Here is a 15,788-nt window from a genome sequence, read left to right as displayed (position 1 = left end):
CAATTGGACAAATGCCAGTACATCATGGTATGTTAGTGTCACGACGCCCTCTCTGCTCTATGGTTGGTTTCGCAACTACCAAATAGCAGGAGGACGTCGTACTGTCAAAAGTGGGTAAGACCCAGCCCGCCGACCCTTTGACACCACGCGAACCAGCTTCTATAATATGCTTCGGGCAGCAGGAAGGCAATCTGCATGTCGCAGGGGCACAGAAGCGACCTGTTTGACTGGCTCAGGAGTCTGGGGTGGATACCATAGAACAGCTTCCGCTGTTTCCGGAATTCGAGGGACCGCCGGCGGTACCGCCGGCTGAGGAAGCGCCGGCCGCGCCGGCCCTCTCCGCGCGCGCTCCCCTGCGCGAGGCCATCCGCGCCTTCGAGGACGCCATGGTGCGCAAGGGCTTCACCCGCAACACCATCACCGCCTTCCGCGCCGACCTGCGCATCCTGTGCGAATTCATCCCACCCGACCGCCCTGTCGGCGAGATCGGCACGCGCGACCTGCAGGGGTTCCTGACCTACCTCGTGCGCGAGCGCGGCCGGCCCTGCAAACCCAAGTCCTATGCCCGCCGGCTCACCACCCTGAAGGTCTTCTTCGGCTGGCTGTACGAAGAGGGGACCCTGCCGCATGATCCGGCCGCGCCGCTGGTGCATCAGCCGGCCTACACCCCCCTGCCGCGCGTCCTTTCCGAGGGGCAGATCGCCCAAGTGCGGGAAGCCGCCCAGCGGCTCGCGCAGGGCGAGAAGCCGGACTGGCGGCCGTGGCTCCTCTTCGAGCTCCTGCTCCAGACCGGCATCAAGAAGACCGAATGCATGAACATCCACCTGGCGGACATTGACATCACCCATCCGGAGGGGCCGGCACTGCATATCCGCTATCCCCAGGTACGCCAGAAGTACAAGGAGCGCACGCTGAAACTGCCGGCGGAAATCGTGACGCTACTGCGGGAGTACCGCGCCCAGTACCAGCCGGCCGAGCACCTCTTCGAATGCACGGCCCGCAACCTGGAATATGTGCTGAATCATCTGGCCGAGCTGGCCGGCATTGACGGCGGCATCTCCTTCGAGATGATGCGCTGGACCGCCGCCCTGCGGGACTACCGGGCCGGCATGGACGAGGCCGCCCTGCGCCGCAAATTGGGCCTGTCCAAACTGCGCTGGCGCGAGACGCTGGAGAAGCTCCAGCGGCTGGCCGAGCCGGCGCTGTAACGCGGGAACACGAGGTCAGCATGAAATTCGTCGTCCGAGATACGCCCCAGACCCCAGCTGATACCCTGCGCCAACTCCTGTCGGAGGCGGAAAGGCTCGCCGCTAACCTGCCGGGCGCCGGCGCATCCGCGGCGCGCCTGCTGACCCTGCTGGACGAGATAGATGCCGAACACCGCCGGCTGAAAGAGCTGGGGATTGACCTGCGCCCGGAGGAAACGCGGCTGGAAAGCCTGCATGCCTCCCTGCGCCAGCGCAAGGCCCGCTTCCTGCGGGAACTGCGCGCCGCCGGCGGGCTGGCCGCTCTGCGCGCCCAGCGCACGCCGCCCAGCGAGGCCTGGTGGTGGTTCCTGGACGAGGAGCTGGCACAGGAGCGCCGGCGCCAGCTCCGACGCCTTGGCCTGCTGGCCGGCATCGCGGCCGGCGTGCTGATCATCGCTGTGGTGGTCATGTACGTCATCGCCCGGCCGGACCCTGTGGTCCTGGCCACCAGCCGCAACCTGCATCGCGCCCAGGATTATATCCTCCAGGGGAGGCTTTCCGAGGCAGTTCCCCTCATGGAAGAAAATACCCGCCTGGACCCGCAGAACCCCGAATGGTACATCCGGCTGGGGGTGCTGGCGGAAGTCACCGGGAATGCGGCGCAAGCGCAGGAGGCCTTCTCCCGCGGCCGGGAGCTGTCAACGGACGAGGCGGCATTTTTGACAGAGCGCGCCCAGTATTATAATGAGGTGAATGCTTTTGCGCCGGCCCTGGCCGATGCCAGCGAGGCGGTGCGTCTGCGCCCCGATTCGGCCATGGCGCACTTGATGCTGGGGCGGGCGCTGGCCGGCCTGCGGCGCTACCCGGAAGCCATCGCCGCCTACGAGCAGGCAGTGGCCCTGGCGGAGAACACGGATCAGACGCTCTACGTCATAGCCAAGGTGGAGCTGGGCTATCTCTTGCAGAGCCTGCCGGCGCTGACGCCGGCGGCCCCCTGAGCCGGCACGCCACTTTGTGACAATTTTCTCTATCCGTGGGTTGTTTTGACTTTATGACAGAAATCGGTTATAATATCCTTGGGCGAAAAGTGAATACGATGGGCAACTGGTGGAGGCGCGCGGCCGCATGAGGTGGGGGCGTTCGGTCAGCGATCTGTATAAATGGATGCTGCCCGGCATGCGCGTGAAGCGCTGGTTGCTGTTGCTGTTGGCCGGCGTGGCGGCAATTGGCCTGGGACTGGCATATATCCTGCGGGATATTTACCAGACCTGGACCTTCCCGCCGATTGCCTACTATGTGACGCTCCAGTTTCTCAGCCGCCCGGTACGGGCGGCTTTGTTTGGGCTTGCCGGCCTGAGCGCCATCACCGTCGCCGTCTTCCAGCTCAACCGCTCTCTGCTGGATGCCCTCCATCTGCCCAACGGCGAGAGCATTGTGGATGTCCTGTACCGCCAGCGCCAGCGGGAACGCGGCCCCAAAGTGGTGGCCATCGGCGGCGGTACGGGCTTGTCTACCCTTTTGCGGGGGTTGAAGCATTACACGGCGCATATCACGGCGATCGTGACGGTTGCCGATGATGGCGGAAGCTCCGGCCGCCTGCGCCGGGAGCTGGGAGTGCTCCCGCCGGGAGATTTTCGCAACTGTCTGGCCGCCCTGGCCAACGATGAGGCGCTCATCACCAAACTGTTCCAGTACCGCTTCGCCGCCGGCGCCGGCCTGGACGGCCACAGCTTCGGCAACCTGTTCATCGCCGCCATGGTGGGCATCACGGGCAATTTCGAGCGCGCCATCATCGAGTCGGGCAAGGTGCTGGCCATCCAGGGGCAGATCATGCCCTCCACGCTGGAGAACGTCACCCTGTACGCGGACCTGCGGATGGCCCAGAATGACCAGGTGCTGGTGCGGCGGGTGGAGGGGGAGTCGGTCATCCCCGAACAGGGCTGGCCGATTGAACGGGTGTACCTGAAGCCGGAGGAGCCGCCGGCCTACCCCGGGGCGGTGCGCGCTATCCTGGACGCCGACATGATCATCATCGGGCCGGGGAGCCTGTACACCAGCATCCTGCCGAACCTGCTGGTGCCGGATATCGCCCGCGCCATCCGCGCTTCCCGCGCCCTCAAGGTGTACGTGTGCAACGTGGCCACCCAACCGGGCGAGACGGACGGTTTCTCCGTGGAGGATCACCTGCGGGCGCTGGAACAGCATGTCGGCCCGGGGCTGGTGGACTGTGTGCTGGTCAACAGCCAGCCGGTGACCCCGCCGGCGGAGGCCAATTACCAGATGGTGACTGTCCGGGAGGCAATGCCGCCTCACTATCTCCTGCTCCGCGCGGAGCTGGTGGATGCCGAACGGCCCTGGCGGCACGATTCCCATAAGCTCGCCCGGGCTTTGTTCGAGGCCTTTAACAAGCGCAAACCGCAGGGCGCATGAGGTGTGGACGAAGGGCGGTAGAGACATGCCGGCGCCGGCCGGCGCCGGCCCAGTTCCAACGGAAAGGAGACAAAGATGTCGAACCGGGAAAAGGACTATTACCACGCCCTCTACGACATCGCACACACCATCAACTCCAGCCTGGACCTGCCGGAGGTCCTCCAGCGGGTAGCCAAGATCACCGCCGAGCACATGCACGCCAAGGCCTGCTCCATCCGCCTGCTGAGCCGGGACCGCAAGCGGCTCGTCTTCGGCGCCGCCTACGGCCTCAGCGAACAGTACCTGCGCAAAGGAGACGTCGAGGTGGACAAGAGCGGCGTGGACCGCCAGGTACTGCGCGGCAATACCGTCATCATTCCCGATGCCACGGAGGACGAGCGCTTTCAGTACCCGGAATGGGCCAAACTGGAGGGCATCCGCTCGGTGTTGGTGGTGCCCCTGGCCACACGGGGACAGATCATCGGCGTCATGCGGGTATACACAGCCGAAAGACGGGAGTTCAGCGATGAGGAGATCGAGTTTCTCAGCCTCATCGCGGACCTGGCCGCGCTGGCCATTGATAACGCCCGGCTGTACCAGGTGCTGAAGGGCGATTACGAGATGCTCCTTTCCTATCAGGAGCGCCTGTTCGACGATTAAGTCCAACTGACGAACATCCGCCGGCACCGCCGCCGGCGACAACCGCATCGCCGCTCTATGGTCCCCCCGCAGTGTCAGCGCGTCATCCGAACCTGCGGATGGGTGCGGGAACATCCGTTCAGCTCGCCAAACGCTATTTCATGCCATCTTACCAACCATATAAGGAGGAACATATCCATGACGGTCAAAGTAGGAATCAACGGTTTCGGACGCATCGGCCGGCAGGTGCTCAAAGCCATGGGCGAACGCCTGTCCGGAGACATCCAGGTAGTGGCCATCAATGACCTGATGGACGCCCACACCAATGCCCATCTGCTGAAATATGACTCCAACTACGGCATTTTCCCCGGCACGGTGGAGGTCAAGGGCAACAACCTGGTGGTCAACGGCCATGAGATCATCGTCCTGGCGGAGAAGGAGCCGGCCAATCTCCCCTGGCGCGAGCTGGGGGTGGAGCTGGTGATCGAATCCACCGGCATCTTCACCACGCGCGAGGGGGCCAGCAAACACCTCCAGGCCGGCGCCAAGAAGGTCATCATCACCGCGCCGGCGAAGGGCGAGGACATCACCATCGTCCTGGGCGTCAATGAGCACAAATACGACCCGGCCCAACATGTCCTCATCTCCAATGCCTCCTGCACCACCAACTGCCTGGCACCGCTGGCCAAGGTTATCCTGGACGAGTTCGGCATCGTGCGCGGCTTCATGACCACAGTGCACTCCTACACCAACGACCAGCGCATCCTGGACCTGCCGCATAAAGACCTGCGGCGCGCCCGGGCCGCCGGCCTCAACATCATCCCCACCACCACCGGCGCCGCCCGCGCTCTCTCCTTGGTGCTTCCGGAGCTGAAGGGCAAGGTGGACGGCATCGCCCTGCGCGTGCCCACCCCCACTGTCTCCGTCGTGGACTTCGTGGCCGAGACCGAAAAACCCGTCAGCGTGGAAGCGGTCAACGCCGCGCTGAAGGCCGCCTCCGAGGGCCCCATGAAGGGCATCCTGGGCTACTGCGAGGAGCCGCTGGTCTCCATGGACTTCAAGGGCGATCCCCGCTCCTCCATCGTGGACGCGCTGAGCACTATGGTCATCGGCGACAAGATGGTCAAGGTGCTCTCCTGGTACGACAACGAGTGGGGCTACTCGTGTCGGGTGGCCGATTTGGTCGGCTACGTCGTCTCCAAGGGCTGGTAAGCCCAGCCGGCAAGGCATGGAAGGGGTGTGAGGCCCGCCACGGTGCCCTCCACCCCTTTTTTCTGGCCGCATCCGCATATGTTCCCGAACAGGAGGTATACCATGAACAAGAAGACTGTGCGCGACATCGACGTGGCCGGCAAGCGGGTGCTGGTGCGCGTCGATTTCAACGTGCCCCTGGAAAAGGGACAGGTCACCGATGATACCCGCATTCGCGCCGCCCTCCCCACCATCCGCTACCTGATCGACCGCGGGGCGCGCGTGATCCTGATGTCGCACCTGGGCCGGCCCAAAGGCGGCCCCTCCGACGACCTGCGCCTGGAGCCGGTGGCGCGCCGGCTGTCCGAACTGCTCGGACAGGAGGTGCACTACGTGCGCGACTGCATCGGCCCGGAGGTCGAGGCGGCCGTACAAGCCTTGGGCGAGGGCGAGGTGCTCCTGCTGGAGAACCTGCGCTTCCATCCCGAGGAGGAAAAGAACGACCCGGCCTTCGCCGCCCAACTGGCCAAATTGGGCGATGTGTACGTCAACGACGCCTTTGGCGCGGCCCATCGCGCCCACGCCAGCACCGTTGGCATCGCCCAGTACCTGCCGGCCGTGGCCGGCTTCCTCATGGAAAAGGAGCTGACCTTCCTGGGCAAGGCCCTGGAATCTCCCGAGCGCCCCTTCATCACTATCCTGGGCGGCGCCAAAATCTCCGACAAAATCGGCGTCATCCGCAACCTGCTCTCGCGGGTGGACCGCCTGCTCATCGGCGGCGGCATGGCCAACACCTTCCTGAAGGCCATGGGCTACGAAATGGGCGATTCCCTGGTGGAGATGGAGAGCCTGGATATCGCCCGGGAGCTCCTGCAGGCCGCCGGCGACAAACTGCGCCTTCCCGTGGACGTGGTCATCGCCGACCGCTTCGATAACGACGCAGAGCGCCGCGTGGTGAAGGTGGATGCCGTGCCGGCCGGTTGGCGCGTGCTGGACATCGGGCCTGAAACCGTGGCGGCCTTCCGCGCCGAGCTGGCAAACGCCAGGACCGTGGTCTGGAACGGCCCCATGGGTGTGTTCGAATTCCCCAACTTCGCCGCCGGCACCTTCGCCATCGCTGAGACGTTGGCCTCCCTGCCGGCCACGACCATCGTAGGCGGCGGGGACTCCGTCGCGGCCGTCCAGAAGGCCGGCGTGGCCTATCAGATCACCCATATTTCCACCGGCGGCGGCGCCTCCCTGGAGTTTCTCGAGGGCAAGACCCTGCCGGGCGTGGCCGCCCTGCTGGACAAATAGGGCTTCCCGCCCAGAAAGGAGTCTGCAATGATGCGCACACCCATCATCGCCGGCAACTGGAAAATGCATACCACGGTGGAAGAGGCCATGGAGCTGGTGCGGGCCATGCTGGACGGTCTGCAGGCGGTTCCCCAGGTGGAGCGCGTCCTATGTCCGCCCTTCGTCAGCCTCTACCCAGTGGCCGGCCTGCTGAAAGGCACCGACATCGGCCTGGGCGCCCAGAACATGCATTGGGAGGAAAAGGGCGCCTTCACCGGCGAGATATCCCCGCTGATGCTGAAAGGGCTGTGCCAATATGTCATCATCGGGCACTCGGAGCGCCGCACCTACTTCGGGGAAACCGATGAGGGCGTCAACCGCAAGGTCAAGGCGGCGCTGGCCCACGGGCTGACGCCCATCGTCTGCGTCGGGGAGAACCTGGCCCAGAACGAGGCCGGCGAGACCGACGCGGTGGTGAGCGGCCAGGTGCGGGCGGCCTTCGCCGGCATTGATGCCGATTCCGCCCGCCGGATCGTCATCGCCTACGAGCCCGTCTGGGCCATCGGCACGGGCCGGGCGGCCACCGGCGAGCAGGCCAGCCGCGTCATCGGCGGGGTCATCCGCGGCACCCTTGCCGAGCTGTACGACGCCGGCACCGCCCAGGCCATCCGCGTCCAGTACGGCGGGAGCACCAACGCCAAGAACATCCGCGAATTTATGGCGTACCCGGACATCGACGGCGCCCTGGTCGGCGGCGCCAGCCTGAAGGCCGATGAGTTCGTCGAGATGGTGCGCCTGGCCGCCAAGGTGAAATTCGGCGCTTGACGCATCGCCTGCGCCACTTTCACGTCTATATGCATACAGGGACGCTTCTCATCACACCGGATCGGGAAGCGTCCCATTTTTTAGGTTAATCCCGCCGGCCAACCCGTCATACAGGCCTGTACCGCACTCCAAAACGCGTATAATAACAACAGGCGTTCAGCCGCAGGGGAGGTAGACGATGTGGGGCTTCACGTGGATGCGCCTGGTGGTGACGATAGCGGTGCTGGCGGCGCTGGGGACAACCGCCGGCGGCCTGGCCTTGGCCCAGGGCGGAGCCAACCTGCTGACCAATGGGAACTTCGAGGCCGGCTTTGCCGCGCATCCCGCCGGCGCTGTGGCGAATGGATGGACCCCGTTCACCATCCCCGCAGGCTCCCCCGTGACATTCGGGCAGGGGAGCGGGCGCGCCGGCGCCGGACAAACCCTGGCAGGCACACAGGCCTATCAGGCCGGCCTCTATCAGGTTGCCGCCGGCCTGACCCCCGGCACGGCCTATCAGGCGGGATTTTACGTGCTCCTGCCCGACGCCGGCGCATCCATTACCCCGCTCATCGGCATTGGTCCGCTGGGTGATACGGATCCCAGCACCGGCATCATCGCCTGGTCCAACGCCTGGACGCGGGTGGGGGACTGGCGGCATATCTCCATCACCTTCACCGCTGTCCAGAGCACAGCCTCGGTCTTCCTGCGCGTGGACCAGGGGAGCGCCGGCACCGCCACCGCCGTTGTGCTGGACGACGCCTACCTCCGGCCGGCCAGCGGTGGTTCGCGATCCCTCCTGCCCCTGATCGTGCGTGCCTACCCCCGGCCCACCGCCACACCGACCGCCACGCCGGCCCCCAGCCCGACGGCCACAGCCACCCGCTCGCCTACTTCCACACCACCGCCGACACCCACCCCTTCGGACGGCGGCCCGATCCCGTATTGGGACCCCAGGCTGACCCAGCTCAACGTCACCGTGGAGCAGAACCCCGCGGCGCGCTATCAGCTCATGGCCGCTTTCATCACCGTGAACGGCTCTTGGGACGATGTGCCGGACTGGGCACGGGTATATGATGTCCCATCCTTCCCCGAGCGCGGCGGCGACCACCATGTCTTTGGGCTGTGCCTGGACGCCCAGGGCAACGTGCTGGATCAAAAGGGATTTGTGCTTTCCTGGCCGGACGGCGCCGCCGGCGCCACACCCGAAGCCAGCGGCTGGGCCAACTTGCCCATCTACGGCGGAGCCTATTATCCGGACCAGGGACAGAGCGGGCCGTACCGCTGGGCGACACTGAACGGCAACGAACTGCGCGGCATCGGCATGCCGTATAACCACCATGTTTCGTTCTTCGCGGTCTGGCGGGAGCAGGCCGCCGGCACCGCCACCCCTACCCCGACCGCCATGCCTTCCCCGACCCCTTCGCCGACCCCCACCGCCGGCGGGCCGACCCCCACTTTCACTCCCTCGCCGGCTGTCTCGCCCACGCCCACGCCGACCAGCCCATCCGGCTGGCAGTTTGCCGCGGACGGCATCATCGTGGGCTACCCGAATTGTCAGCGCACCATCCTGGAGGGCACCATCCGCGACGCCGCCGGCAGTCCTCTGGCCGGCCAGCGGGTGAAGGTCTGGGCACCGCAGTGGGGACAGACCGTGTCCGCCCCATCCGACAGCAGTGGGCATTGGGAGGTGCTGGTGGCGAACGCTCCTCTGGCCGCCACCTGGCAGGCCGCCGTGGTGGACGCCGCCGGCAATCCTATCTCGCCCATCGCCGGCCAGATGTACGTTCCCCAAACCAGCCCAGTAACCGCCGGCATCCCCACCTCGGCCGACTGCGTCAACGGCCACCAGCGCCTGGTCATCAACTGGCGGGCGCGCCAGGATTGGCCCGACTTCGTCGCCGCCTCGGCCCGTTTCCTCTCCTGCGAGGAAAACCATATGAATCACAACCTGTATATCTGGGTGCTGGACCACGAGGGCCGCGGGCTGAACGATATCTATCTGCGGCTGTTCCTGCCGGGCGGGGCATATACCGACGAGCGCACGGGCAAAGACCCGTACAAGCCGGCCGGCTACCTGGACTTCCCCATGTTCGCTGGCGAATCGCGCAGTGTGCGCGTGCGCGACTATTCCAGCGACCTGGTGGAGAACCTGAGCAACACCACCCCGCCGGTGATAGACTCCTGCGGCGGCAACGCCTGGGGCCATTATTCGTATCACGTGGTGTTCCAGGCCAGCAAACCGCTCTCGGCCATGCGCCGGCTCATCTTGCCCTTCCGTCTGTTCGGGGACGGGCCATGAGCGCGGCACAGCCGATGTGCGCCGGCTTTGACAAACGGCCGGCGCTCCGCTATAATCCCCCAGGATATGACATAAAGCCGGACCACGCCAACCCAGTGCGAGAAGGATGCATGAGGCTGTCTTTGTCTCCCCTGCCCATCCCAGGTTCCCGCCCCTGCCGGCCCACACCGTCCGGGATGCGCTCATGCGCCAGGGCCGCCCAGACCCCGAAGGAGAGGACGATGCGATCCTTCACCCCGCGCCGCGAGCGGCGGCCGCCAAGACGGGGGACAGGCGATGTCTGAACACAGTCGGACAGGGAAGGGATTGGACCGGCGCGTAGTGGGCCTGTTCGTGGTGGCCGGCGTGCTGGCCTTGTGCCTGGCCATCCTGGTATGGGTCATCCTCCAGGGGGAAGCCGGCGTGCCGACCGCGCCCCTGCCGGCGCCCTCGCCCAGCGCCACGCCGACGCCGGTGCCGGCGGAAGCCCAGGCCGTCTCCCCGAAAAAGAAGATCGTCCCCGGCCTCTACGCCTTCGAGAACTGGGACCACCTGAAGGGATACTATACCGACCCACAGCTCACCGGCAGTCAACTGGAAATCCTCTGGTCCCAGGTCAACGGCCAGGGCGAGGGCATATACGACTGGTCGGTCATTGACAACTGGGTCGCCCAGGAGAAAGCCCACGGCAACAAATGGATCCTGCGGGTCCTCTTGTATCAGAACCGCGGCGCCTACGGTATCCCCACATGGGTGGAAAACCGCATGACGCCGCCGTACTGGGTCTTCCAGAACTCCAGCTTCCCCCAGGGCATCAAGGTGCCCAATTATCGCGATCCCCAGCTCTGGAAGGCGGTGCGCCGCTTCGCCAAGGACCTGGCGGCGCGTTATGACAGCGACCCGGACCTGGTGCTGGTGCAGATCGCGCTGGGACTGTACGGGGAAATGCATCCCGAGCGCAACGATAACAAGGGGAACATCAAGGACTGGTACTATCAGAGCGACCCGACCTACGGCCGGCGGCTCTCCGGCTGTGACTGGATCCGCTTCGTCACCGAGACCGTAGCCGCCTACGCCGACGCCTTCCAGCAGACGCCGCTGGTCATCATGCAGGCCCCCAGCTACGGCTACAAGTGCGACCTGTGGTATTCGACCCCTCCATATCGTGAGGAGCTGTGGGAGCGGCCGACCATCGAGACGTACTGCCTCCAGCGCGGCGTGGGCCTCCAGAACAATTCCCTCGACGAATGGGATGCCAACTGGTTCACCTGCCAGGTGCTGGGCTCCTCCGGCCCGTACACCGTCTACGGCTCGGTGCAGAACATGGTGGACCACTGGCAGGAGATACCGGTGGCCTTCGAGCGCGGGAGCTGGCTGGCACCCTTCCACAAGTTCTTCAACAAGGACTATTTCCAGACCTGGTGGTCGTACCTGAACGCGCTGGACAAGCATGCCGACATCATCTTTCCGCCCAACTGGCCGGGGGAGGTGTGGGCCAACGGCCGGCTCTACAAGTTCCCCGCCGGCGTCTGGCGCTACGATGCCCTGGAGCCGGATATCCCCTACGCCGCCGAACTGCGCTGGATGAACCAGTTCGCCCTTGACCACCTGGGCAAGGATGTTTCCAATACCCCCGATGTCTGGACGGTCATGTTCGACACCCCCACCGATAACTGCACCGCCCAGCACCGCGATCACCAGTTCTTCCTGTACCGCATGGAATATGGGCGCGACGGCACCCGCATCCCCAATGCCCGCACGGTCTTCGTGCAGGACGTCTACACCGTGCCGCCGTTCTACGAGGGGAAATACACACGGCGCACCGACCAGGCCGGCGGCCAGTACCTCATGTACTTCGACATTGACGACGGCTATCACTTCGCCGCAGACCCCGCGGAAAGCCGCTGGGTGGTCACCCTCTGGTACCTGAATAACGGGAATGATGCCATCGCGTTCGAGTACCGCGATAAGGCCGGCCAGCCCCGCTCCTACCTTATCCAGAAACCCGGCGGACCTGTCGGCTGGGTGCGCACTACCTTCACCCTGGAGGACGCCTATTTCGCCAACAATATGGACTACGGCGCCGATTTTCGCCTGAACTCCCTGCGAGATGGGCCGGACGAGTATCTCCATATGGTGCTCCTGCGGCATGAATGGCGCGCCGGCGTGCGCACCCCGACCCCCGGGGCGCCGCTCCCACCGACGCCCACCCGCACGCCGACGCCGGCCTCCCAGCCGCCGGCCCCGACGGATACTCCTGGCCCAGGCGCCCCCACACCGACGCCGGCGCCGACCCGCACATTCACCCCCACCCCAACGGAGACGCCGGCCACCCCCACACCCGGCGTGCCCTTCGAGCTGATACTGCGGCAGGGCACGGGCGGATACGCCGGCGCCCAGGACACCTATATCAGCGGCTGGACCCCCGACCAGAACTACAGCCTCAGCTCCTCCCTGGCAGTGCGCTCCGGCGACTGGATGGCCAGCCTGTTCCGCTTCGACTGCAGTGCCATCCCACGGGACGCCCAGGTCCAGCGCGCCACCCTGCGGGTATATGTCTCCAGCCAGAGCAACCCCAATATCATAGCGGCCTCGGCGCACATGATCGTGCGGGTCTGGGATGAGAAGAGCGCCACCTGGGTGCTCGCCACAGCCGACAGCACCTGGGCACAGCCCGGGGCGCGGGCGCTGGGGGAGGATATTTCCCCGCCGAACGACGCGAAGACCCTGCAGGGCGCCGGCACCTGGTACGAGTTTGACATCACCGATATGGTGCGCCAGTGGGTGGCCAACCCGGAGACCAATTTCGGCGTCATCCTGCGCGGCGAAGGGCCGGCCGGCGTCCAGTACAACATCGCCAGCGCAGAAAGCGCCGGCGTCGCGAACCGGCCGGCGCTGGCGGTGCAGTTCGTCCTGCCCACCTATACGCCGACCGCTACTTCCACCCCCACCGCCACTCCTACAGAAACGCCGACGCCGACCGTCACCCATACGCCTACTGCCACCGCCACGCCCACGGACACCGCCACCCCGACGCCGACGGCTACCGAGACAGCCACGCCGACATGGACCCCGACGCCCTCGGCAACCCCGACCGCTACGCCGACCAACACGCCGTCTCCGACAGCAACGGCCACGCACACGCCGGCGCCCAGCGCCACGCCGACGCATACACCGTCTCCGAGCGCCACGCCGACGCACACGCCGGCGCCGAGCGCCACGCCGACCCATACCGCTACGCCGGCGCTGACGCATACACCCACCCATACGCCGGCGCCGACGGCCACTCATACGGCCACAGCAGCGCCGACGCCCACCGCCACCGCGACTGCCACACCGCGCCCGACCGCGACCTTCACGCCGGCGCCGCCGCCCACCGATACGCCCACGCCGCTCCCACCGGTCCTGCCGCCCATCATCACGGCGACGCCGACGGCGAGCGGGACGCCCACCTGGACCGCAACACCCACCGCCACCCCCACGCGATCCACGCCGACCAGAACGCCGACGGAGACGCCGATCGGCGCCGTCCCCACTCCTACACCTACTTGGGCGACGCCGACCGCCAGCCCCACCGCCGTGCCGGTCAGCCCCACCGTCACTACACCGCCGGCCACGCCCACCCATACCGCCACGCCGGCGCCCAGCGCGACGACCACCCCGTCCGCGACAGCAACGGCCGTGCCTTTGCCGGTGGAGACAGTCACGCCGGCAGTCAGCCCTACCCCTGCTGTCCCGCCGACACCGACGGAGACGCCGCTTCCAGCGCCGCCCGCCTCGGCCGCGTGTCTCCCCTGCGCGCCGGTGTTTATCCTGCTGGGGCTACTGCTGGTGGCCGCCATGGTGCTCCTGCGCAGTCCGGGGTTAGTGGACCGGCGGAGCCGGCGGCGGCTGACACCGGCGGATTGGGAGGATACCACTATCAGCACAGGAGAGGACGAAAATGAGCGCATGGGATAAACGCCAGCGCCTGGAAGCCGTCGTGCATGGAGAGCCGGCGGATCGCGTGCCGGTGGCGCTCTGGCGCCACTTTCCCGGCGATGACCAGGACCCGCAGGCCCTCTCGGCGGCCCATGCAGTATTCCAACGGGAATTCGACTTCGACTTCCTCAAGGTCTCGCCGGCCAGCAGTTTCTGTGTGGAAGATTGGGGCGTTGAGCACTATTACGATGGCAATCCCGAAGGAGCGCGGCGCTACCGCCGGCGTGTGGTGCAGGAGCCGGCGGACTGGTACCGGCTGGAAGAGCTGGATGTCACGCGCGGCGCGCTGGGCCGGCAGTTAGAATGTCTGCGTTCCCTGGCGGCGGAACTTCCCGACACGCCGCTGGTCCAGACGATCTTCAACCCCCTGGCCCAGGCGCGCTATCTGGCCGGCGACGAGCGCCTGCTGATCCATATGCGCACACATCCGGAGGCCCTGTTGGCCGGCCTGGAGACCATCACCCGCACCACCGAGCGCTTTGTGGCAGAGGTTATGGGCACGGGCGCCGCCGGCATCTTCCTGGCGGTGCAAAGCGCATCCTACCGCATCATGAGCGAGGAGGAATACCGCCGCTTCGGCCGGCCCTTTGACCTGCGAGTGCTGGAAGCATGCGGCCCGCGCGCCTGGTTCTGCGTGCTCCACATCCACGGCACAGATGTGATGTTCGACCTGCTGGCGGACTATCCGGTGCAGGCCATCAACTGGCATGATCGCGAGACGCCGCCGGCGCTGATGGAGGCCCTGTCGCGCACCAGTGCCGCGCTTATCGGCGGTCTGCGCCAGTGGGAGACCATGGTCTGCGGCACGCCGGCGGACGTACAGCGCGAGGCGGCCGACGCCATCGCCCAGACGGGGGGCCGGCGGCTCATCCTGGGCACGGGCTGTGTCACGCCAGTGGTCGCGCCCATCATCAACATCCGCGCTGTCAGGCAAGCTGTGGAAAACCCTGGCGTTTAGCCCCGGTTTCCTGTGGATAACTCGCCGTTTATCCACAAAATGATGCGCCGGCGTGTGGAGGAATGGGTTGAAAATGGGGGAAACGTACTGGCGGCCTCTGGTGGCGGTCTCCGTCCTCATCTGGCGGGCCGGCCGGGAGGTGCTGTTCCTGCACCGGGTACAGCCGCCGCGCATCTGGGTGCCGCCCGGCGGCCGTGTGGAGGCCGGCGAGAACCCTCTTTCGGCCATACAGCGGGAAATCCGGGAGGAAACTGGCCTCGAGGATGTCGCGGTACTGGCCCCCTGCATCGTGGAGGCCGGCCTGCACGACGGCCGCGATATCCTCTTTATTGACTATGTGGGGGAGTATCGCGTCGGCGAGGTGCGGCTCTCCCCATCCGAGCACGATGCCCTTCAGTGGCTGGACATGGACCGGCTGGAAAGGGCGGAAGTGCATATGTCCACGGCCGCCGGCGGCGAACTGCTGTACCATTACCGCTGGGACCAGGAGGAGATGATCCTCTCCCACAGCCTCGAACAACTGCGCTTCAGCCGGCGCCTGCTCCAATGCCTGAGCGAATAGGCTATTCCCCCAGGGTGTAGAAATCGAGGATGCGCTTCTCCGTCTCGCCGGCGATATGGGCGCGCAACTGCACGTAGAGAGCGATGGACGAGCTGGCCAGCTTGCGCTTGAGCAGTTCGTCGAGCTGAAAGATGCCGGCAGAGTTGCTCATCGTCACCTCGATGCGGATGGGCGTCTTCTCCCCTTTCTCAATGCTGACGTTCTCGATGGCCATGGCCGACACCGAATGGATGTTGGCCTGGCCGGCCTCAAACGGGATGCGGGAGCGCCCCTGCGTCATGTCCAGGGCGTCCGCCACCTTGACCACGCCGGCCTCGATGGTCAGACAGCGCTGGTCGGCGCGGTGAGCAATGATGGCATGCATGGTCTCCGAGATAACGATGGTGCGTTGAGGCTCCTGGAACAGCTCTCCCACCAGCTCCCGCAGTTTCCCATGCGCGATCAGCAGGCTGTACAGCTCATGGTTGTCCCGGTGGACAGAAATGCCCACATCATGAAACA

The 15,788-nt window shown here is 65.9% G+C and carries 12 protein-coding genes; 11 read left to right on the top strand and 1 reads right to left on the bottom strand.

The annotated features are described in order from the left end of the window. Positions 1–245 precede the first annotated feature (245 nt). From H5T60_03710 to H5T60_03660, 11 genes are all read left to right on the top strand, one after another. Positions 246–1,208, top strand: a complete 963-nt coding sequence (locus tag H5T60_03710; protein ID MBC7241537.1) for a site-specific integrase — start codon at positions 246–248, stop codon at positions 1,206–1,208. A 20-nt stretch (positions 1,209–1,228) separates the two neighbouring features. Continuing rightward, positions 1,229–2,185 carry a tetratricopeptide repeat protein gene (locus H5T60_03705; GenBank protein MBC7241536.1) on the top strand — a complete coding sequence of 319 codons (957 nt, stop codon included), beginning with the start codon at positions 1,229–1,231 and terminating at the stop codon, positions 2,183–2,185. A 178-nt stretch (positions 2,186–2,363) separates the two neighbouring features. Beyond that, positions 2,364–3,617 (top strand): YvcK family protein, encoded by a 1,254-nt coding sequence (locus H5T60_03700; protein MBC7241535.1) that lies wholly within the window; start codon positions 2,364–2,366, stop codon positions 3,615–3,617. A 75-nt stretch (positions 3,618–3,692) separates the two neighbouring features. Beyond that, positions 3,693–4,256, top strand: a complete 564-nt coding sequence (locus tag H5T60_03695) for a GAF domain-containing protein (protein ID MBC7241534.1) — start codon at positions 3,693–3,695, stop codon at positions 4,254–4,256. Between the two features lie 177 nt (positions 4,257–4,433). Next, entirely contained in the window at positions 4,434–5,447 is a 1,014-nt protein-coding gene (gene gap, locus H5T60_03690) for a type I glyceraldehyde-3-phosphate dehydrogenase (protein MBC7241533.1), read from the top strand. A gap of 102 nt (positions 5,448–5,549) precedes the next feature. Beyond that, complete coding sequence (locus tag H5T60_03685) at positions 5,550–6,722, top strand: phosphoglycerate kinase (protein ID MBC7241532.1); 1,173 nt, start codon at positions 5,550–5,552, stop codon at positions 6,720–6,722. 30 nt (positions 6,723–6,752) lie between these two features. Beyond that, on the top strand, positions 6,753–7,526 hold the full coding sequence (locus H5T60_03680) for a triose-phosphate isomerase (protein MBC7241531.1): 774 nt from the start codon (positions 6,753–6,755) through the stop codon (positions 7,524–7,526). Between the two features lie 178 nt (positions 7,527–7,704). Beyond that, positions 7,705–9,807, top strand: a complete 2,103-nt coding sequence (locus tag H5T60_03675; protein MBC7241530.1) for a carbohydrate binding domain-containing protein — start codon at positions 7,705–7,707, stop codon at positions 9,805–9,807. A gap of 276 nt (positions 9,808–10,083) precedes the next feature. Beyond that, complete coding sequence (locus tag H5T60_03670) at positions 10,084–13,746, top strand: DNRLRE domain-containing protein (protein MBC7241529.1); 3,663 nt, start codon at positions 10,084–10,086, stop codon at positions 13,744–13,746. Beyond that, positions 13,730–14,725 carry a uroporphyrinogen decarboxylase gene (locus H5T60_03665; protein ID MBC7241528.1) on the top strand — a complete coding sequence of 332 codons (996 nt, stop codon included), beginning with the start codon at positions 13,730–13,732 and terminating at the stop codon, positions 14,723–14,725. Before H5T60_03670 ends, H5T60_03665 begins: the two co-directional genes overlap by 17 nt. Positions 14,726–14,792: 67 nt before the next feature. Next, positions 14,793–15,287, top strand: a complete 495-nt coding sequence (locus tag H5T60_03660) for an NUDIX hydrolase (GenBank protein ID MBC7241527.1) — start codon at positions 14,793–14,795, stop codon at positions 15,285–15,287. A 1-nt stretch (position 15,288) separates the two neighbouring features. Here H5T60_03660 and H5T60_03655 read toward each other — a convergent pair. After that, positions 15,289–15,788, bottom strand: a 500-nt coding sequence (locus tag H5T60_03655; GenBank protein ID MBC7241526.1) for a phosphohydrolase, incomplete at its 5' end; no start/stop codon positions are given.

This window comes from Anaerolineae bacterium (assembly GCA_014360855.1).
GTDB lineage: Bacteria > Chloroflexota > Anaerolineae > JACIWP01 > JACIWP01 > JACIWP01.
This window is presented reverse-complemented; position numbering and strand designations above follow the sequence as displayed.

Bases quoted from the DNA above. Each gene is read 5' to 3' on its own strand.
- H5T60_03705 (MBC7241536.1), top strand. From the start codon at position 1,229: ATGAAATTCGTCGTCCGAGATACGCCCCAGACCCCAGCTGATACCCTG.
- H5T60_03700 (MBC7241535.1), top strand. From the start codon at position 2,364: ATGCGCGTGAAGCGCTGGTTGCTGTTGCTGTTGGCCGGCGTGGCGGCA.
- H5T60_03695 (MBC7241534.1), top strand. From the start codon at position 3,693: ATGTCGAACCGGGAAAAGGACTATTACCACGCCCTCTACGACATCGCA.
- gap (MBC7241533.1), top strand. From the start codon at position 4,434: ATGACGGTCAAAGTAGGAATCAACGGTTTCGGACGCATCGGCCGGCAG.
- H5T60_03685 (MBC7241532.1), top strand. From the start codon at position 5,550: ATGAACAAGAAGACTGTGCGCGACATCGACGTGGCCGGCAAGCGGGTG.
- H5T60_03680 (MBC7241531.1), top strand. From the start codon at position 6,753: ATGCGCACACCCATCATCGCCGGCAACTGGAAAATGCATACCACGGTG.
- H5T60_03675 (MBC7241530.1), top strand. From the start codon at position 7,705: ATGTGGGGCTTCACGTGGATGCGCCTGGTGGTGACGATAGCGGTGCTG.
- H5T60_03670 (MBC7241529.1), top strand. From the start codon at position 10,084: ATGTCTGAACACAGTCGGACAGGGAAGGGATTGGACCGGCGCGTAGTG.
- H5T60_03665 (MBC7241528.1), top strand. From the start codon at position 13,730: ATGAGCGCATGGGATAAACGCCAGCGCCTGGAAGCCGTCGTGCATGGA.